This is a genomic window from Flavobacterium xueshanense (assembly GCF_900112975.1).
Taxonomy (GTDB): Bacteria; Bacteroidota; Bacteroidia; order Flavobacteriales; family Flavobacteriaceae; genus Flavobacterium; species Flavobacterium xueshanense.
On sequence record NZ_FONQ01000001.1, the window covers coordinates 202966 to 223037 of the forward strand.

Below are 20072 nucleotides of genomic sequence, written 5' to 3' on the forward strand. Positions count from 1 at the left end.
CTATTTTTTCAAATCCAGTTTCTCTGCAAAATAATCACAGAAATCTTTCATCGTATCCGCCATTTTCTCATCATCAGTAGCGCGCTTGAATGTTTCTGACATGGCCACTAAAGTCTGGTGAAAGAAAATTTTCATCTCATCCACTGGCATATCTTTGGTCCATAAATCGATTCGCATACTCTCTTTTGCCTTGCTGTCCCAAACCGACAGCATAATTGCTTTTGCCTCTTCTTGTTCTACTCCACCGTCTTTCGCAGACCACATTAATTTTTCCGGAACACGATTTTCATCTAATTCAATTAGAAATTTAATTTCTGATGTATTTTTATTTGACATTATTTTTTGGGTTTGTATTTTGATTTCACAAATATTTCTTTTGCACTTGTTTTTAGCAAATCAGCAATAGGCACTTCATTATTTTTCATGTAAGAGCGAACCATTTGCCAACCAATCCAGGCTCCAACTTGTCCCGGCGATTCATTATCAATTTCCAAATAAAATTTAGAAAATGGAGCAGGATTTATAAATCGGGGAATTAACTTTTGATCATTACTGTAAAGCATTTCTTTTTCAATAAAATAACGCCACATGTAACTTTCATTTTCTTGACACCACTTTATTTGTTCAGGAGTATACCCCATCTTTTCGGCATCAGTATATTCGGGCAAAAGTAAATCCTTTAAATACAATTGCTTTCCGTAATAAATCATTTGACTCAACAAATCTTTTTCCGTTACAATTGGGATTTTGCGTGCTGAAAAACTTGAAACTACATCCGGAGCGATTTGTCTTTCCTCAAAATTTTGTTTTAAATAATTTGGAAACTGATAAAACTTATGTCCTTTTCCTAAATACAATTCCAGTGAAACAATTACCATACTATCCGCATAAATAGCTTTATTATTATAATCCATTTCGGAGATTATGGTAATTACTTTTGGTGATTTTGTCTCTGGAAAATAATATTTAATATGTTTAAAGAGTTTATTAAGTTCCTGTTTCACAGGTTCAAAATCAGCATATTTTTTTTGAACTTCTGTATACAATTCTCTCCATAACGGATCTCGCATTTTATTCAACCAAACACTATTGTCATTTCCGGCCGGAAAAAAAAATGGAAATTCTTTTTTTACTTTCTCTAAATCTTTTGGTTCCGTTTCAAAAAATATCTTATCAAAACGCTCCACCTTTATATTCAAAGGAATCGCGGTAACAGCACTTTCAACTTTAGTTTTCTTGTTACAGGATAAAATAACGAGACAAAAGACTACAAGAAACACATATTTTTTCATATATATTAATTAAATTTGTTTCCTAAGAATCCTGGGAAACGAATGCATAATGAATTGATTTTGCAAATATACATTCCTGCTTTTTAAAACGTAAATTATTATGACTAAAAAAAGTACAATCGAAGTTGACAAAGTAAATAATCAAATTGTAAACTGGTTAAAAACATACGCTGAAAATGCAAAAGTAAATGGATTTGTAATTGGCATTTCAGGTGGAGTTGATTCAGCAGTTACCTCAACATTGTGTGCGCAAACAGGATTAAAAGTTTTATGTGTGGAAATGCCCATTCATCAGGCAGCTTGCCATGTAACACGAGCGCGTGAACATATAGAACAATTAAAACAACGATTTCCTAACGTAATCAGTACAGAAGCCGACTTGTCGAATCTTTTTGAAACGTTCAAAAATGTAGTTCCTGATGATTCAAACACCGCAAAAGTTCATCTCGCACTTGCAAATACTCGTGCAAGATTAAGGATGACCACTTTATATTATTTCGCAGGAATACATGGTTTATTAGTTGCTGGTACCGGAAACAAAGTAGAAGATTTTGGAGTGGGTTTTTATACAAAATATGGCGACGGAGGAGTAGATTTAAGTCCAATAGCTGATTTAATGAAGTCTGAAGTCTTTCTTTTAGCAAATTATTTAAAAGTTCCGGAGTCTATATTAAACGCATCACCAACTGATGGATTATTTGGTGACGACAGAAGCGATGAAGATCAGTTAGGAGCTAGTTATGATGAATTAGAGTGGGCGATGTTAGCAAATGAGGCCGGTAAAACAGCGAAAGATTTTTCAGGAAGAGAAAAAATTGTTTTTGAAATTTACAAACGATTAAATACCATCAATCAACATAAAATGATGCCAATTCCCGTTTGTTTTATCACAAAATGATAAAGAAATGATATTTTATATTGATTTACAATTAATTACAGAATTTATTTATTAATTTTACATTTCCAATTACAAACAATTCTAAAAATTTAAAATTATGATTAAAGTATGTATAGCCGATAACTACCCTGTTGTGCATTTTGGAGTAAAATCTTACTTTAAAGATAATGCAGACATCTCAATAGTTGCCAATGTCGGCAATTTCTTGATGGTACGGGATATCCTTCAAACAAAAGACATTGATGTATTAGTATTAGATTTGGAGCTGGAAGGTCTTTCCAGTATTTTTGAGATTAAAGCGGTCTTAAAAAACTTTCCAAAAACAAAAATTATTATTTTCAGTGGGCTTTCAGAACAAATTTATGCGCCAAATGCCATAAAAGCCGGAGTATCTGGCTTTGTGCATAAATCAGAAAAGTTAGAAACTTTAGGAATTTCGATTATAAAAGTTTCCCAAGGTAAGATAATCATGAATGAAACCGTGAAGAAAAACTTAGCCTTGATTGCTAAACAAAGTAAAAGCGAACGTTTGTACCGCAAGCTTTCTAACCGTGAGGTAGAAGTTTTACGTTATTTAAGTGGAGGAAAAAAGAATCATGAAATTGCTGAAATTTTAAACCTTAACGAAAAAACGATTAGTACGTACAAACTGCGATTATTGACCAAACTGAACGTTACTAATCTTGTAGATTTAGTAGACAAAGCTAAAAAATTAGAGATTGTTTAGTAATATTTAGACATTACTCTTCCTATTTTTTTTGAAAAAGAATGGATTAAGATATTGTAATCCATTATTAAATTCAAAGACTCTGTATTATCTGAATTCGCTTCAGATGATATGGAGTTTTTTAATTCTAATGATAACGAACCACTACTCTTCCCGTTTTGTAAGAAAATTTTTTTAACAGACCATTATAATCATTTGCTTCTGTCAAAAAGCCAATGTTATCAGCTCCAGGCTCTCTTGAAACAGAGTTTTTAGAGTTTTCTATAAATTGACTAATCAAAAACCACCTTAAAGTAAATAAATTATCCGTAACAAACTGATTTAACGTTTCTAATTTAGTTTTAGGAAAGATATTTTGCCCCTGCCAGTTATGCAATACATGTTCTTCATCATCCATTATTATATCTGCAATTGCTTGGGCAAATTCAGGATTTAAATGCATCATATATTGCTCTAAATTAAAACTTTCATTTTGCAAATAAACATTTATTAAATCATTATAAATATTTCTAAATAAAATTGACGCAAATTCTACTTCATCCTGCTGTAAACTTAAATATATTTTTTGACAAACCTTAGTCTCTATCTGTTCAGTCAAATCATCAACCTCACCTTCAGAATTTGTACCAATTAAAACTTCTTCAAATACTTCAGAAATATTACCATATAACAAAAGTATTTTTATAATTTCACGTTCTACATTACCTAAAGTATCTACTTTTTCAGCTTCAAATGGATTTTCATTTTTCACAATTTCGAAAGCTTTTTGCTCCTGCTTTTGTTTTTTTCCAACTTCAACAACATCTTTTTGAACTAATTGCGCCAAGGTACTGTGCAAAACCTGCTCCGAAATATCCATAATTCGGGAACATTCCTGAATATAAATTTCACGTTGAATCCTGTCTGGAATTTTCGAAATACTCACAACCATATCCCGAATTAAGTCGGCTTTTTTGATAGGATCATTCTTGGCTTCATTCATTAAAAGGGAGGCCTTGAACTGAATAAAATCCTTAGCGTTAGTTTCCAGGTATAAAACTAAATCATCATACGATGTTTTTTTGGCAAAGCTGTCCGGATCTTCACCATCAGGAAAAGTACAGACTTTTACATTCATCCCTTCTTCAAGAATCAAATCGATTCCTCGAACTGATGCCCGTAAACCGGCTGCATCTCCGTCAAAAAGTACTGTTATATTCTTAGTCAATCTATTAATTAATCGTATTTGGTCTGGCGTCAGTGCAGTTCCAGACGAAGCTACAACATTCTCAATTCCAGATTGATTAAACTGAATTACATCTGTATATCCTTCAACTAAGTAACAATTATTTAATTTCGCAATGGATTGTTTGGCTTGAAAAATACCATACAACACTTTGCTTTTGTGGTAAATTTCACTTTCAGGGGAATTCAGGTATTTTGCCGCTTTTTTATCATTGGTAAGAATACGACCTCCAAAACCGAGCACTCTTCCTGACATGCTTTCGATGGGGAACATTACGCGCCCTTTGAACCTATCGAACGGCCTGTCATCTCGTGGTATTGTGAGTCCTGTACTTTCTAGAAACTCTAATTTATATCCTTTCCCTAAGGCTTCTTTGGTAAAAGCATCCCAACTTTCAGGCGAATATCCTAAACTAAACTTCTTAATAGTGTCATTCGTAAATCCTCTTTCTTTAAAATAAGAATACCCAATTGCTTTGCCTTCTTCAGAATTTAAAAGGGTGTTATTAAAATAGGTTTTTGCATATTCAGAAACCAAATACATACTTTCCCGAACATCAGTAATGGCTTTTTCTTCATCTGTTTGTTCCGTTTCTTCAATTTCAATATTGTATTTTTTAGCTAAATACCGAATGGCTTCCGGGTACGTAAAATGAGAATGCTCCATCAGGAAAGCAACAGAATTCCCACCTTTTCCTGAGCTAAAATCTTTCCAAATTCCTTTAGCCGGCGAAACCATAAACGAAGGAGAACGCTCTTCAGAAAAAGGACTCAATCCCTTCCAGTTACTTCCTGCTCGTTTTAAGTTTACAAAATCGCCAATAACCTCCTCAACTCGAGCAGTTTCGAAAACAGTATCAATAGTGGCTTTTGAAATCAAATTGGATAAAATATTTAATAGTTGAAAAGTGTGTAAAAATACGCAAATCAAAGTTCATAATTCAATATCTAAAAACAAAAAAAGCACTTCTTTCAAAGTGCTTTATAAAGTATAAAACTAACTAAAACAATTTCTAATTGAAATCAAAACGCAGTCCTAACGAAACGTTGTTTTGCTTTACCAAATTCTCTTTAAACAAAGGATTCAAATCATATTTCAAGTACAAACTGGTCGATCTATATCCAATATAAGAACTCAAACCATAAATAAAATTACTGGCATTAAAATCCCCTTTAGTTCTTTCAGTAGCTTTCAAATCATTGTCATCATACTTTATAATTTGCTTAGACTTCAAATTGATTCCTGCATAACCACCGATACCAAAACGAACACTTTGATGCGTTCTGAAAAATGGTATATTGTCTTTCATTTTTTTACCCGAAAAATCAAACTCTAAATGAATTGGCGCCACTAAATATACATTCCTGAAACGAGAATCTTTTATATCAATAGGATTTATCGCAAGATTAGTCTGATTCCCATTGATTATAAAACTGCGATTATCAGTAGGACGAAGATTATTGTACATTACAGACAAGCCATATTTAGCATGAAGTAAATTATTATTTTTTGCGATTCTGCTATTATAAGAAACGCCTATTTCAGAAAAATCAGAACCTAAATACCTGAAATCTGATTTTTCGACACTTTTATTAGTTACCACATTATTCAATCCTGTAGCAAAAACCACCTGACTTGTAGTTCGTTTTGATTGTCGGTCTTCTTTGTCTCTTTGGCCGTTGTAAACTTTCATGGATGTAATATTGATTTCTCTTTTATTCTTCCCAATGGAATCAGTACTACTTCCTATAATGATACTTGTACCACCACTATTATTTCCATTTTTCTCATCAAACTTTCCATCCACTTTATCTTGAATCAATTCATTTAATTTTACTTCTTCAATAGCGACTTTTGTTTCAATATTAGCGGCGCGTTCTTCCGCTTTTTTCAATTTGAGTTCTTCCGCTTTTTCTTTAGAAATTATTCCTTTAGCAACTTCTTTGTCTAATGCATCAATTTCAGTTTTTAAAGCATTTTTCTGAGCGTCTGTTATTGTTTTAATTTGATTGGCAATTGCTTTTGCTCTTTTTTCAAATGAAATTCCTCCGTGCTCCCTACCTTTTACCAAACCCGTTTCAGGAACGCTATCATCAACAACTTCAAGTGTAATGTCTTTAAACCAAATTTGACCTGTTCCATTTAATAAAACTCCATAAGATATCGATGTTGCTTCCATCGGTACAAACAAAACTACTTCATATTTAGTCCAATCAGTTGTTCCTTTGATGGCTCTTTTTTGCATGTTATCAAAAGAGAGAACGGCAGTATCATAATAATTTACGCGCATCCAAAGTCCAGCCCACGATCTTACTTTATTACTTTTCACATAACCCGTCATTTTAACTGTTTTCCCTAAATACAGATCAGATGTAATGGATTTCATAATATTCCCGAAACCAATAATTTGACTTTTAACTGATTTAATTGTTAAAATGTTTTGATTTATAAATTCAGGACTTTTATCAGGACCTATTTCATAACTTTCTATTTCAGGTTGTCTGTAACTCCATTCTACCGAATATTTTTCTGAATTTACTTCTTGAGCACTTAATTTAGTTGCCATCGCAAGCAGCATTATTATTGTAACTAAAATGATTTTCTGCATGATTTTCGTTTTTTGATTGATGATTGATTTATATTTATTCTTCGTAATTTCTATTGACTAAAACTGTTTTTATAGCATTAAAATTTTTGTTGAATTTGTCCAATGCTGATTCTCTAAAAGATTGATTTAATTCTGTTTCAGCATTTGACAATAAACTATGTGGATTGATTGAAATAGCTTTTCTAGTTTTTTCAATTGATTTATCAGTAGCTTTAGGTTCAAATTTAGTGTTGCTAACTTCTGCCAATAATTTTTCTGCTGAAACATATTTATTAACACTTGTTGATTGATAATTCTTGTTTTCAGAAGAATTCACTTTAGCGTTATTCTCTTTTGTTGGATTGATTATCGAAACCTCTTCCTCGTTAGTATTAAGTTGCTTTGGATGCTTTTTTAAAATAGTATTGTCGGCAACAACTTCATGTTCCTGCATTTTTGTTTTTTTAATTTGGCCAGGCAAAACTGCTTCATTGATTATTTCTGGCTCATTTAAATTATTGACCTCTTTTTTTTGTTCCAAAACTACCGGAGTATCCGTACTTATTTTTACAGTTTCGAAACCTTTAAAAAAAACTGTCCCTATCAATAAAAATCCAACAAAACTTGCCGCTATAAACAACCAAGGGAATTTCGCTTTTGGTTTTTCAGCAGCCGTAAGTATTGCATCCAGTTTGCCCCAAGCCATTTCTGATGGTTTGATTTCCCTAGAATTTAATTGCTCCTTGAACTGTGTTTCTAATTTATTCGGTTCCATACTCGTAATTTTTTAACGTATTAATCTGCCCTTGCAACATTTTCCTAGCATGTGATAATTGCGATTTGGATGTTCCTTCCTTAATCCCTAACATAGTTGCAATTTCGTGATGTTTGTATCCTTCAATAACATATAAATTAAAAACCATTTTATAACCATCCGGCAAACTATCAATCATAAATTGAATGTCGTCTATTGAAAATTGGCTTTCTATGTTATTGCAGCTTTCTTCAAAATAGGTTTCCTCTTCACTATATTTCAGTTTTTTTTCAACTCGAATAAAAGAAATACATTCATTTACCATGATTCTCCTAATCCAACCTTCGAAACTTCCTTTATGCTGAAAATTCTTCAAATTCGTAAACACTTTCATAAAAGCAGTAATCATGACATCTTCGGCCTGATGAATGTCTTTTATGTATTGGCGGCAAACGCTTAACATTTTTGGAGAAAATTGGGTATAAATCTGCTGTTGCGCCAGTCGATTGTTTTCGACAGCCAACTGGATTAATTCATTTTCCTCGTGATGTAAGTTGATTACTTTCATAAATAATTTCAATGGCAAAAATCAATTTCAATTTCAATTTCAATTTCAATTTCAATTTCAATTTCAATTTCAATATTTCTCATTGCTATTGCAATTGATACTTGATATTGAACCTCATCTCTATTAACATAGACGAATAATAATACAAAAAGGTTGCATCTTATCTATAAAATTTTTTGATTTTAAAGTTGGAATAAAAAAAAAGTCAATGAAAGCAATCGGTAACGAGAGAAAATGTTTTAAAAAAGAATTACTTTTTTCTTTCAATGACGTAATTAACCATCAAAATTAATGCGTCTTTAAACTCCGAATTTGGATAATTATCCAGCAACAAAAGTGCTTCTTGCTGAAATTCAACCATTTTTTGTTCCGCATAAAGCAAACCGTTATTGTTTTTTACAAAAGCAATAACTTCTTTCACGCGTTTTTTATCCTTATTATGATTTTTAATGGAATTGATAAGCCATGTTTTCTCTTTTGAAGTACATGTATTCAAAACATAAATGAGCGGTAAAGTCATCTTTTGTTCTTTGATATCAATTCCTGTTGGTTTCCCAATAGCTTCATCGGTGTAATCGAATAAATCATCTTTTATTTGGAAAGCCATGCCAATGAGTTCTCCAAATTTCCGCATGTTTTCTACCTGAATTTCATCCTCGATAACGGATCTCGCCCCTAGAGCACAACAAGCAGCAATAAGTGTCGCTGTCTTTTGTCGAATAATTTCATAATAAATATCCTCTGTGATGTCAAGTCTTCTTGCTTTTTCAATTTGAAGTAATTCGCCTTCGCTCATTTCACGAACCGCGACAGAAATAATTCGAAGCAAATCGAAATCTCCGTTATCGATAGAAAGTAATAATCCTTTGGACAATAAATAATCACCAACCAAGACAGCAATTTTATTTTTCCAAAGTGCATTAAGGGAGAAAAAACCTCTTCTGCGATTACTGTCATCTACTACATCATCGTGAACTAATGTGGCGGTATGAATCAGCTCGATAACGCAAGCTCCACGATAGGTTCTTCCGTTTACTATTCCAGCTGAAACCATTTTGGCAGTCAGAAAAACAAACATAGGACGCATTTGTTTTCCTTTTCTGTTGACGATATAATACGTAATTCTATTTAATAAAGCTACTTGTGAAGTCATCGATTCGTAGAACTTTTTTTCAAAAAGTTCCATTTCGTCAAAGATGGGCTGTTTTATTTGTGAAGTAATATTCATTGGAGTTCAAATATACTGCTTTCCAAATAAAAAAACAGCAACTATTTGACAGCATTCACTTTTAAAATTTTTAGCCACAAATTACTTGAATTAACTCAAATTCTATTAATTAATTAAATTGAATTCCACGAAATTGTCTAGCTGAAAAAAAAATTACGTAATTCAAAGCAATAGTTATCGCTATGAATTTTCATAATTCGTGGACACCTTTTTATGCTTCTTTGTTGGCGAGTTGCCCACAGGCAGCATCGATGTCTTTTCCGCGGCTTCTTCGCACTTTTACCACAATTCCGCTTGCTTCCAGTGCTTTTATGTATGCATTAATTGATTCTTCGGAAGCTTGCTGAAATTCTCCATCGTCAATTGGATTGTATTCGATCAGATTCACTTTACAAGGAACGTATTTACAAAACTTTACCAAAGCATCGATTGAAGCCTTATTATCATTAATATCTTTCCAAACGACATATTCGTAAGAAATTTTGCTTTTGGTTTTTCGGTACCAATATTCTAGTGATTCGCGTAAATCTGCCAAAGGAAAATTAGCACTAAACGGCATTATTCGGGAACGTATTTCATCGATTGCTGAGTGTAATGAAACTGCTAATTTGAATTTCACGTCATCATCAGCGAGTTTTTTAATCATTTTTGGCACTCCAGAAGTTGAAAGCATAATTCTCTTGGGAGACATTCCTAAACCTTCCAAAGACGTTATCATTTCGATTGCCTTCAATACATTGTTGTAATTCATAAGCGGCTCACCCATTCCCATAAAAACAATATTCGACAACGGATGATTGTAGTACAAACGGCTTTCTTTATCAATGGCGATTACTTGATCATAAATTTCAGCCGGATCCAGATTTCGCATTCTTTTCAGTTGCGCTGTGGCGCAAAAATTACAATCCAAACTACAACCTACTTGACTGGAAACACAAGCTGTAGTTCTTGTATTTGTGGGTATCAAAACCGACTCCACTACCAAACCATCATGCAAACGTACCGCATTTTTCACGGTTCCGTCTTCACTGCGCTGCATGGTATCCACTTTGATGTGATTGATGACAAAATGCGTTTCCAGCATACTACGTGTTCCTTTAGAAACATTTGTCATGTCCTCAAAACTATGTGCACCCTTGCTCCACAACCATTCATAGACTTGGTTACCCCGAAAGGCTTTATCATTATTAGCGACAAAAAAATCGCGAATTTGTTCTTTTGATAAAGATCGTATGTCTTTTTTCTCAATTTCCATGGTGCAAATTTAATGACAATTTGTTGATTTGTTGATTTGATAATTTGATAACTTTGCTCTCAATTGAAAAAATTTCTAAAAAATGCATTTCATTTCCCAACAATTAGAAGATTATATCGAACAAAATTCTGAAAAAGAACCAGCTTTACTGGCGGCTTTAAACAAAGAAACTTACCAAAAAATTCTGCTGCCTCGAATGTTGAGCGGGCATTTTCAAGGTCGGGTTCTGAGTATGTTATCTAAATTGATTCGACCGGTTAATATTCTGGAAATTGGAACATATACTGGTTATTCCGCGTTGTGTTTGTGCGAAGGCATGCAGGAAAACGGACAGTTGCATACAATTGACATCAAAGAAGAATTACTTGATTTTCAAAGAAAACATTTTGACAAATCACCTTGGGGGAAACAAATCATTCAGCATTTGGGGGAAGCAGTTGACATTATTCCAACGCTTGACTTCAAATTTGATTTGGTTTTTATTGACGCCGATAAGGAAAATTACCTCAACTATTTTGAATTGATTCTTCCAAAAATGAATAAAGGCGGCATAATTTTATCGGACAATGTCCTATGGAGCGGAAAAGTTTTGGAACCACTGAATCCTAAAGATTTGAGCACAAAAATATTGCTGGAATACAATCAATTATTAGCAACGGATCCCCGAGTAGAAACCGTTTTACTACCTATTCGCGATGGATTAACGGTAAGCAGAGTTCTTTAATATAAAAAGTTCTATTAATAACAAATGTGCTAGCCCTGATGGAAGCGGCATCCTTTTCTAGTCCTGAGCTTTTTTCAGGACTAGAAAAGATACAGCGGACAGCAGGAAATTGCTCCTACCAATTAATAGGTTGCGGAAAATATCTTTCTTGTGCTATTTTGTATACAATAAAAATCAAAAATCCAGAAATGAATCCGAACAAATAGCCGGTTAAAATGTCTAATGGATAATGCAGTCCCAGATAGATTCTGCTGTAAGCAAAAATTAACGGCCATATAAACAGAAAACCGAAAAATTTGATTTTATCTTTAAAATTAAAATATAAAAATGTCGCAACTGCCATGGAGTTTGCTGCGTGTCCCGAGAAAAAACTAAATGAGTTTCGGATTTGAACGATGCGTATATAAGAATTGATTTCCGGATTATTACAAGGCCGTAACCGTTGAACTCCGTTCTTGAACAAATTTGTCGTTTGATCTGTAAAGGTAACCAATACTGCTACAAACAACAATAAATACAGCGTTTGTTTTGCTCCCAGTTTTTTAAAAATAATATACAGCAAAAGTAAAAATAGTGGAATCCAATTGCTTTGTTTGGTAATGATTAACCAAAGTCCGTCATAGGTCTTTGATCCTAAGCCATTTAAAAAAACAAATAATTCCGTATCCAAGGAAAGAAAATTTTCTAACATTACACCTGACGTTTTATAGGCCCTGTAATGTCTTCTATTACTTCTTTTGCAGTTTCAATAGGAGCGGTAGTATCTGCCAATAAATTGTCTTTAGCTTTATTAATTTCGGAGGTGATATTTCCGGTTATGTCGTTAAATTGCGACGTATCACCCAATAGATTTTCCTTGGCTTTATTAATTTCTGAAGTAATATTGCCTCTGAAATCGCTTAATGATTTTGTGTCAAATCCATTGGCCTCTGCTCCTTTTTGAATTTCACTTTTGATATCATTTGTAGCATTTTTCAACTGCGCCATTGCTTTACCCATCGTGCGGGCAATTTCCGGTATTTTATCTGACCCAAAAAGCATGAGTACTATAAACATGATAAAAATTAATTCGCCTCCACCTATACCAAACATATTTTTTTATTTTTATTGTTACAAAGATATTAAAATTTGAATCTTTGACTTTTAATTTTTTCATAAAAAAAAAGACTCTTTTCAGAGTCTTCATTTTCAATATTTGTTTGTCTAGTCGAATTTGGACTTTACTTCTTCTTTCGGCCAAGTATTATTTTTCACATCGATATCCGCCGTTTCTAACTTTGGATCCACTTGGATTTTTTTAATTGCTTTTTCAGTTGCATATACTTTTTTAGCGGTATCATTATTTTTTCTCCAAATTTGAGCTGGATATTTGAATGTTTCTTTTGAATTATCATCATAAGTTAACTCAACAATAATTGGCATTAACATTCCTCCCGGCTTGTTGAACTCTACTTCGTAGAAATATTTAGGTGATTTTAATTTTATTTTTTCATCAGCAGTAAAATTTTTATTTACATACTCCGATAATAAATTTACATCTGAAATAGCTAATGCTTTCTTATCTTTAGATGATAATTCTTCGCTAGATCCAGGAACTAAATACACGAAAGGTCCTTTTTCCTGACCAAAACGTCCTCTTCTAACGACAGCGTCTTTTAATTCTTTAGTTGCAGCCTCAGATACGTAATATTGTTTTACTTCTTTCACTCCGATATCTACAAAATCAGTGGAGTAAAACCATCCTCTAAAAAACCAGTCTAAATCTACTGCCGATGCATCTTCCATGGTCCTAAAAAAGTCTTCCGGAGTAGGATGCTTAAATTTCCATCGGTTTGCGTATACTTTAAAAGCATGGTCAAATAATTCTCTTCCCATGATTGTTTCTCTAAGAATATTCAATCCTGTTGCCGGCTTACCATAAGCGTTTGCACCAAATTGAACTATTGTTTCAGAGTTAGACATAATAGGCTCTAAAAAATTTTGATCACCACTCATATAAGGAACAATTTTGCTTGCAGGACCACGACTGGAAGGGAAATTCGTCCCCATTTCCTGCTCGGCCATGTATTGCATAAAGGTATTCAATCCTTCATCCATCCACGACCACTGACGCTCATCAGAATTGACAATCATAGGGAAAAAATTGTGTCCTACTTCATGCACCACTACTCCAATCATACCATTTTTAATGCGTTCGCTGGTCACTCCTTTTTCGTCAGGACGACCATAATTCCAACAAATCATTGGGTATTCCATACCTTGATCTTCTGCAGATACTGAAACCGCTTTTGGATAAGGATAATCAAATGTATGAGCTGAATAACTTTTTAGAGTATGTGCTACCGTTCTTGTAGAAGTTTCTCCCCACAAAGGATTACTCTCTTTAGGATAAACTGAAATTGCCATTACCGTTTTCTCACTCAATTTCACTGCCATAGCATCATAAATGAATTTTCTTGAAGTTGCAATTCCAAAATCCCTTACGTTTTTAGCACTAAATCTCCATGTTTTCTTCTTATCAGAAAATCCTTTTTCGGTTGCTTCTGCTTCCGCTTGTGTTACGATAACAACTGGATTATCGTATGATTTCATAGCTAATTCATATCTTTTCACTTGTTCCGGAGTAAAGACTTCGCTTCTGTTCATCAGCTCTCCTGTTGCTTCCATAACGTGGTCCGCAGGCACGGTAATATTTACATCAAAATTTCCAAAAGGCAACGTAAATTCTCCTGTTCCCCAAAACTGCATATTCTGCCATCCTTCCACATCATTATAAACCGCCATTCTAGGATAGAACTGAGCAATTACATATAATTTATTTCCGTCTTTTTCGAATAATTCATATCCTGAACGACCACCATCTTGTCTGTAGTTGTTGATGTTGTAAGACCATTTGATTGCAAAAGAAAATTTTTCACCAGGTTTCATCGGCGTTGCCAAATTGATACGCATCATCGTTTGATTGATGGTATACGACAATGAATTTCCTTTAACATCTTTCACAAACTCGATGTTGAACCCACGCTCTAATTCTTGTTTCAAAAATTTATTAGCAAAGTTCCCTGCCGGAAAAACCTGTTCCATTCTTTGGCTTTCTGCCAATGGAGTCTGTGAGTTTTTAGCAGCTTGATTTTGGTCCAACTGTACCCATAAATATTCTAAAGTGTCCGGGGAATTATTATAATACGTAACGGTTTCTGAACCGCTTAATCTAGAATTTTTGTCGTCAAGCTCAATGTTGATTTTATAATCCGCTTGTTGTTGGTAATAAGCTGGACCTGGAGCCCCTGAAGCGGTACGAAACATATTAGGAGTTGCTAACAAATCATACATTTGGCTAAACTTATTGGTGTCGTACTTTCCGGTTGGTTTTGGCGCGACTGGAGCCATTTTTTCCTGTGCAAACAATAATGCAGGAAAAAATAATAATAAAGATAATTTTTTCATAGTTGGAAATCTGGTTATTTCAATGCGTGAAAATAATAATTTTAAGTAGATGTATCTAAATTAATTAATATTTTAACATTCCCTTGGATGAAGACTCCGTAAAAAGCAACGTGTTTTTGACTCCCGAAACATTAAAATGCATAATGTTCTGTTGCTCTGAATTGCCTTCGGTGATTACTGCATTATAGATTTCCATCGCATTTATTTTTTGGATTTCTTTCATGCTGAAGTAACAGATGAGAACATCGCCTTCCATCTCTTTACTTAAAAAATTGACGGGCTTTGTCTGACCGTTTACCTTGATGTAGAATTTTTCATAGAAGTATTTTTTTAAAAGAGTTACATCTTCGACAGTTTCATTTTCTGAACCTAAATTAATTTTCTTACCATACTTTTTCCCAACGGCATTATTTAAATCATCTACGAATATACGAGCTGTTATTTGAAGCATTTTCTTTTCCGGAGCGTAATTCACTTGATACAATGCCACATAAAACTTATGTACGTTAAAAGATGCTAACGTTAAAGATAGTAACCCAAAAAAAGTAATTAATATTGTTTTTTTCATTTTTGTATAGTAGTAATTCTTTTAAATTCTTCGTTCTTGGTGATTAAAAAATCGATTAGTAAAAACTCATCTTCTTCTTTCAAAAGATTTTTTGATTTTGGATCATTTTCGCAGTAATCCAGAAAAAGGCCAATTTCTTCCGTTTTCAACTTCAAGGTATTGGTAAAAAAATAGCGGTCCAAACCTTTCGAAACTGCATCAGAAAAATCTACTTGCGCATTCAATTCTGCTTGTTCAGACATATCTTTTTTAAATACTTTGGAAACCATTTTAAATATTTTAACAAAATCCATTCCATTTTCTATAGTTCCGTCCGAAGGCATGGTTCTGTTTACCGGTGAAGATTTCGCATCGTCAGTAAATTGCATGTCTACAATTCCCTGAGAATTGCCAATGGCTGGCTTTATATCCGTTTTGCCTTTTACAATTACTTCTTTCAAAAGTGTAGTTTGCGTTTCTAAAGCAACTACAAACAACGATTTTGAGAAATCTTTTCCCTGAAGTACTATTTTTTTGGACTTAAAAGAAGGGCTTGAAACCAGCAAAGTATCTTTGGCCTTAGCCATAATATCAAAAAAACCCTGATTGCTGATGAAAGTTCTCGTTTTCGAATTCAGATTAAAAACATAACCGTTATCCACCAAAGCTAATTCATTTACAAACTGACCGTGCAATGACTTTCTGTTTTCGTTTTGTCCAAAAGAAAGTTGGCAAAAGAAAAGCAAACAAAGAATTTTTATTGTCGTTTTCATCTCGATGTTTTAAGTTTTGTGTTTTATACTCCAGTCAATTTTCATTGTTTAGTATGTCTTTATATTCTTGCGCCAAAGCTACCATAAAAAACGAGGTTCTTTCTTCATTTTTGGATTCTAAAACTTTCAAAAAATTTTCATTTTCCACTATGAAATATTTAAACCCATTTACATAATCATTTGCAATTCCAAGTTGAACCGTAAAGTATTCTTGATTGTACAATTTAGAAATCAATTTGATAAAATTTTCTTTTTTCTCCAAAACAACTAATTTCTTAAGCCGTTTCGTTCTTCCATTGATCTTGTTTATCAGCGGATCCAATGGCATCGAACCACCTAAAAGCTGCAATAATTCTATCGGTTTGAAATCTCCAGCGGTTCTCAACCTTCGTTCTGCAGGACTGTATTTCACCGGGTTTCTAGTTACAACACCCAATGAAAGCGCGTTAATTTCATTTTTATTTACAATTACCTCCTTCAATTCTGTAATTTTAGGCTCCAGAATAATTGAAAGCTTCCCAAGTTCAAAATCAGTAGAGCTGATTGTTTCCCTATACTTTTTAAGATTTACAGCAGTGAAGACCAATATGTCATTGGCTTTCGCCAAAATAAAAAATTCTCCAGAATTATTTGTTTGTGTTGTTTTTCCGTTTGTTAAATTTAAGATATTTATTCCATTTGCGCCAACAGAATCTACTCTGATTTTTCCTTGCAGCAGCTTTTCATCGAGAGTTTGTCCAAAAGAAATCTGGCACAGTAATAATAACATCCCCGTTAAAATGCTAATTATTTTCAAGGACTATTATTTCGTTATAATTTTCTGCAAGTTTGACAATTAAATACATAACCAATGTCTTGTTTTTATCTCGTAGTGCGTTTGCAAAAGCAGCATCATCAACACAATAATATTGGAACCCTTTGATATAATCCGCCGGTATTCTTAATGTTTCCGTATAGTATTTATCTTCAAAAAGCACATCAATTCTCGCCAATAACTGTTCTTTCTTCTCAATTATAATTTCTTTTTTCAGCATGGCTTTTCGTCCAGAAATAGTGTTCAACAATCCATCGATTCCTCCACCTGAAGTTGCAGTGTATAATTTTCTTTCAGCGGCGCTGTATTTTTTTTGACCATAGGGAATAATGCCTAAACTCTCGGCCGAAATAGCAGATTCATTGACTACAACCTCTTTCAAAACAATGCTTTTAGGAATCATCAAAACCGAAATAACTTCCTGCAGCATATCCTGTTTGTTAATTTTCCTGCGAAGACCTTCTAAATTAACGGCTGTGAAAACCAAATCATCGCCTTCTTTTACGGGAATTGTAAAAAAGCCATTAACATCTGAAACCGTTGCTTTTTCTGTTGACACATTTACAATAGTAATGCGATCCACTGCAACAGAATCTGCGGTGATTTTTCCCCGAATTCCCTTTATAATATTACTCTGTCCAAAAGTAACTTGAACCAATAAAAGGATTATAAACTGTAACGTATTTTTAATTTTCACTGGCAATTATTTCTTTATACTTTGTTGCTAAATCTCCTATCAAAAAAGTAGTCATTGTAACGTTCTTAGATTTTAAAACAGTGACAAAGCGTTCATTTTCGATGCTATAGTATTGAAATCCTTTGACATATTCCGCCGGTATTTTTAATGTACTTACAAAATAATCCGTGGCAAACAGATTCTCTAATTGTCTCAAATAGGATTCTTTCTTCTCGATTTCAAGTTCTTTTTTCAGCATTTTCGTTCTTCCCGAAAACCAATTCAATAATGGATCTGCGGAAATAGATCCTCCCATCATGCTACCCACATTAGCACTAGCATTGAGATGAGTGGCAGTATACAACTTTCGTTCTGCTGGAGTATATATTTTTTGTCCTTTGGGAACAATTCCTAATGAAACGGCGTTAATCCCATTTCGAACAATCACCTCACGCAATTGATTCATCAAAGGCGTCACTTTCACATAAAGAATTCCTTGAGCAAAATGGTCGTGGGTCAAAAGTAACTTAGTTTCCTTGAATTGCGATGCCGAAAACAGCAACGTATCACCCACTGCTGCCTGAATTGAGAAATTACCTTCTTGATTTGTAACAGAAGCCCTCTGTGTTTTTTTATTTATGATATAAATACCTTCCAAAACCGAAACATCTGCAGTCACTCTTCCGTTCAATTGCGTTCGGGGCGCCTCTTGCGACAGAACATTCGTCGCAGCAAAAGCCAAAAATAAATACACAATTCTAATCATCATTCAAACAGTCATTATTGACACCTCGTAAAAGTATCTTAATGCATTCCAAATAAATTATTAATGGGTTGGTAAAAAAATGTTAATTAAAAATTTGAAATAAAAAAGACTGATTTAATACCTTTAGCACAAATTATCCACCAAAAATGAAAAATATACTAATCGCAAGTAGCTCTACGCTTGCAAACGAGAATTATCTGGAGTATTTATTACCGGAATTGCAATTGCATTTTCAAAACTGCAATACGATTCTTTTTATTCCTTACGCTAGACCTGGCGGTATTTCGCATGAGGAATATACCACAATGGTAAGCCTAGCTTTCGCCAAAATAAATAAAAAAGTAATCGGAATTCATGAATTTGAGGATGCCGTACAAGCAATAAAAAATGCAGAAGGAATTTTCACGGGCGGCGGAAACACTTTTGTACTTGTATTGCAATTACATAAGAACAATGTTATGGAAATCCTTTCGGAAGTTGTGAAAAACGGCACTCCTTATTTAGGAACAAGCGCAGGAAGCAATATTTGTGGACTTACAATGCAAACCACAAACGACATGCCGATAGTTTATCCGCCAAGTTTTAAAACTCTGGGATTAATTCCTTTCAATTTGAATCCCCACTATTTAGATCCCGACACCAGTTCCAAACACATGGGAGAAACCAGAGAAACCCGAATTATGGAATACCATGCTTTTAATACTGTTCCGGTTTTAGGTTTGAGAGAAGGCAGTTGGCTTGACGTAAAAGGAGATAAAATCATTTTGAAAGGCAATCTTACCGCTAGACTCTTTAGACAAAATCAAGAAATTGAAGAATTAGAAACGGGAACTAATTTGAACTTTATAAAGTAATGTTGAAAAATTAAATAAAAAAAGCCGAAACAATTAAATTTCGGCTTTGAAGAGTTAAAGCCGAGGCTTCCCATATCAATCTGTTAACCGAATATCTCAAAGCTTCGGGACTCGCACAACCTTAAAATAAAAAACCTCAAACAAAAGTTTGAGGTTTTTGGAGCGAAAGACGAGGCTCGAACTCGCGACAACCAGCTTGGAAGGCTGGAGCTCTACCAACTGAGCTACTTTCGCATTATAACAATAAAATAAAATTTCAAAGTAAAACTTGAAACTTAGAGCGAAAGACGAGGCTCGAACTCGCGACAACCAGCTTGGAAGGCTGGAGCTCTACCAACTGAGCTACTTTCGCATCAACAACGGTGCAAATATAATTAATAAGTTTGCTTCAATGCAAGTTTTTTTCTTAAAAAGTCGCAAACATACTCCCACAGTTTCTTTTAATTAAGGAGATTCAAATCATAAAGAATTTAATATGAAAATATTATACCTTTATAGTACCCAAAAAATATTTTTACAAAACAATGAAAAACATCAAACAAATAACTGCTTTGAAGACATTTCCGGTGCGCCATCCTGTTCTTCGGGCTAAAAAACCCATAGAAAGTTGTCATTTTGATCGCGATCCTTTAGAAACTACTGTTCATTCTGAACTGTATGACTCCGATAATCTCTTGGGAGAGGTTTCCTTTTTTGAAGCAAAAAATAATTCATTTATCATTGAAAAACAATTTCAAATTCGGAAAATATCCGTTTTGGAACAGCATTAAAAAAAAGATTTGGGCGAAAAACTGATTATTCATGTTGAAAAACAGTGCAGCAAACAAAAACCAAATTTAATCTGGCTCAATGCCATAAAGGAACCCATTTGTTTTTATACAAAAATGGAATAACAAACAAAAGGACTGCCTTTTGAAATACAAGGAGTCGAGGAACA

The 20072-nt window shown here is 33.7% G+C and carries 21 protein-coding genes and 2 tRNA genes; 5 read left to right on the forward strand and 18 right to left on the reverse strand.

Annotated elements, in window-relative coordinates; all coding sequences use genetic code 11:
* Both gldC and gldB read right to left on the reverse strand, forming a co-directional pair.
* Positions 1-336 carry a gliding motility protein GldC gene (gene gldC / locus BMZ76_RS00865; RefSeq protein ID WP_091202611.1) on the reverse strand — a complete coding sequence of 112 codons (336 nt, stop codon included), beginning with the start codon at positions 334-336 and terminating at the stop codon, positions 1-3.
* A complete protein-coding gene (gldB, locus tag BMZ76_RS00870; protein ID WP_091202614.1) occupies positions 336-1292 on the reverse strand; it encodes a gliding motility lipoprotein GldB in 957 nt (318 codons plus the stop codon). The genes gldC and gldB overlap by 1 nt, the downstream gene beginning before the upstream one ends.
* Positions 1293-1392: 100 nt before the next feature.
* Here gldB and nadE point away from each other — a divergent pair, with 100 nt between their 5' ends.
* Together nadE and BMZ76_RS00880 are read left to right on the forward strand one after the other, a co-directional pair.
* Positions 1393-2190, forward strand: a complete 798-nt coding sequence (gene nadE / locus BMZ76_RS00875) for an NAD(+) synthase (RefSeq protein WP_091202617.1) — start codon at positions 1393-1395, stop codon at positions 2188-2190.
* Positions 2191-2287: 97 nt separating this feature from the next.
* Positions 2288-2917 carry a response regulator transcription factor gene (locus tag BMZ76_RS00880; RefSeq protein WP_091202619.1) on the forward strand — a complete coding sequence of 210 codons (630 nt, stop codon included), beginning with the start codon at positions 2288-2290 and terminating at the stop codon, positions 2915-2917.
* 127 nt (positions 2918-3044) lie between these two features.
* Here BMZ76_RS00880 and dnaG read toward each other — a convergent pair whose 3' ends face one another.
* From dnaG to rlmN, 6 genes are all read right to left on the reverse strand, one after another.
* Positions 3045-5021, reverse strand: coding sequence for a DNA primase (gene dnaG, locus BMZ76_RS00885; RefSeq protein ID WP_091203080.1), 1977 nt, complete (start codon positions 5019-5021; stop codon positions 3045-3047).
* 133 nt (positions 5022-5154) lie between these two features.
* Positions 5155-6750: a coiled-coil domain-containing protein gene (locus BMZ76_RS00890; protein WP_143071034.1), complete on the reverse strand. Its 1596-nt coding sequence runs from the start codon at positions 6748-6750 to the stop codon at positions 5155-5157.
* A gap of 34 nt (positions 6751-6784) precedes the next feature.
* On the reverse strand, positions 6785-7504 hold the full coding sequence (locus BMZ76_RS00895) for a hypothetical protein (RefSeq protein ID WP_091202625.1): 720 nt from the start codon (positions 7502-7504) through the stop codon (positions 6785-6787).
* The gene (locus BMZ76_RS00900; RefSeq protein WP_091202627.1) at positions 7491-8051 is read right to left on the reverse strand and encodes an RNA polymerase sigma factor; all 561 of its coding nucleotides are present in this window, start codon (positions 8049-8051) and stop codon (positions 7491-7493) included. Before BMZ76_RS00900 ends, BMZ76_RS00895 begins: the two co-directional genes overlap by 14 nt.
* A gap of 250 nt (positions 8052-8301) precedes the next feature.
* Positions 8302-9279, reverse strand: coding sequence for a polyprenyl synthetase family protein (locus BMZ76_RS00905; protein ID WP_091202629.1), 978 nt, complete (start codon positions 9277-9279; stop codon positions 8302-8304).
* A 211-nt stretch (positions 9280-9490) separates the two neighbouring features.
* On the reverse strand, positions 9491-10534 hold the full coding sequence (rlmN, locus tag BMZ76_RS00910; RefSeq protein ID WP_091202631.1) for a dual-specificity RNA methyltransferase RlmN: 1044 nt from the start codon (positions 10532-10534) through the stop codon (positions 9491-9493).
* An 82-nt stretch (positions 10535-10616) separates the two neighbouring features.
* On the opposite strand from rlmN, the gene BMZ76_RS00915 reads away from it, so the two are divergent.
* Positions 10617-11258, forward strand: a complete 642-nt coding sequence (locus BMZ76_RS00915) for an O-methyltransferase (RefSeq protein WP_091202634.1) — start codon at positions 10617-10619, stop codon at positions 11256-11258.
* A 115-nt stretch (positions 11259-11373) separates the two neighbouring features.
* On the opposite strand, the gene BMZ76_RS00920 is transcribed toward BMZ76_RS00915, so the two are convergent.
* The 8 genes from BMZ76_RS00920 to BMZ76_RS00955 all read right to left on the reverse strand — a co-directional run bounded on the left by BMZ76_RS00920 (position 11374) and on the right by BMZ76_RS00955 (position 18284).
* Positions 11374-11949, reverse strand: coding sequence for a phosphatase PAP2 family protein (locus BMZ76_RS00920; protein WP_091202636.1), 576 nt, complete (start codon positions 11947-11949; stop codon positions 11374-11376).
* Positions 11949-12350, reverse strand: coding sequence for a twin-arginine translocase TatA/TatE family subunit (locus BMZ76_RS00925; protein ID WP_091202638.1), 402 nt, complete (start codon positions 12348-12350; stop codon positions 11949-11951). Before BMZ76_RS00925 ends, BMZ76_RS00920 begins: the two co-directional genes overlap by 1 nt.
* A gap of 111 nt (positions 12351-12461) precedes the next feature.
* Complete coding sequence (locus tag BMZ76_RS00930) at positions 12462-14705, reverse strand: M1 family metallopeptidase (protein WP_091202641.1); 2244 nt, start codon at positions 14703-14705, stop codon at positions 12462-12464.
* A 64-nt stretch (positions 14706-14769) separates the two neighbouring features.
* Positions 14770-15273, reverse strand: a complete 504-nt coding sequence (locus BMZ76_RS00935; RefSeq protein ID WP_091202644.1) for a DUF6702 family protein — start codon at positions 15271-15273, stop codon at positions 14770-14772.
* Positions 15270-16025, reverse strand: a complete 756-nt coding sequence (locus tag BMZ76_RS00940; RefSeq protein WP_244281722.1) for a BamP family beta-barrel-assembly machinery protein — start codon at positions 16023-16025, stop codon at positions 15270-15272. Before BMZ76_RS00940 ends, BMZ76_RS00935 begins: the two co-directional genes overlap by 4 nt.
* Before the next feature lie 34 nt (positions 16026-16059).
* Positions 16060-16821: a peptidase associated/transthyretin-like domain-containing protein gene (locus BMZ76_RS00945; protein WP_091202646.1), complete on the reverse strand. Its 762-nt coding sequence runs from the start codon at positions 16819-16821 to the stop codon at positions 16060-16062.
* Positions 16808-17536 carry a peptidase associated/transthyretin-like domain-containing protein gene (locus BMZ76_RS00950; RefSeq protein ID WP_091203082.1) on the reverse strand — a complete coding sequence of 243 codons (729 nt, stop codon included), beginning with the start codon at positions 17534-17536 and terminating at the stop codon, positions 16808-16810. Before BMZ76_RS00950 ends, BMZ76_RS00945 begins: the two co-directional genes overlap by 14 nt.
* On the reverse strand, positions 17526-18284 hold the full coding sequence (locus tag BMZ76_RS00955) for a hypothetical protein (RefSeq protein WP_244281723.1): 759 nt from the start codon (positions 18282-18284) through the stop codon (positions 17526-17528). Before BMZ76_RS00955 ends, BMZ76_RS00950 begins: the two co-directional genes overlap by 11 nt.
* Before the next feature lie 143 nt (positions 18285-18427).
* Here BMZ76_RS00955 and pepE point away from each other — a divergent pair, with 143 nt between their 5' ends.
* Entirely contained in the window at positions 18428-19135 is a 708-nt protein-coding gene (pepE, locus tag BMZ76_RS00960) for a dipeptidase PepE (RefSeq protein ID WP_091202648.1), read from the forward strand.
* A 158-nt stretch (positions 19136-19293) separates the two neighbouring features.
* Here pepE and BMZ76_RS00965 read toward each other — a convergent pair.
* Both BMZ76_RS00965 and BMZ76_RS00970 read right to left on the reverse strand, forming a co-directional pair.
* A tRNA-Gly gene (locus BMZ76_RS00965) sits at positions 19294-19369 on the reverse strand.
* Between the two features lie 45 nt (positions 19370-19414).
* A tRNA-Gly gene (locus BMZ76_RS00970) sits at positions 19415-19487 on the reverse strand.
* A gap of 172 nt (positions 19488-19659) precedes the next feature.
* Here BMZ76_RS00970 and BMZ76_RS00975 point away from each other — a divergent pair.
* Positions 19660-19905 (forward strand): hypothetical protein, encoded by a 246-nt coding sequence (locus BMZ76_RS00975; protein ID WP_091202651.1) that lies wholly within the window; start codon positions 19660-19662, stop codon positions 19903-19905.
* Positions 19906-20072: the final 167 nt, after the last annotated feature.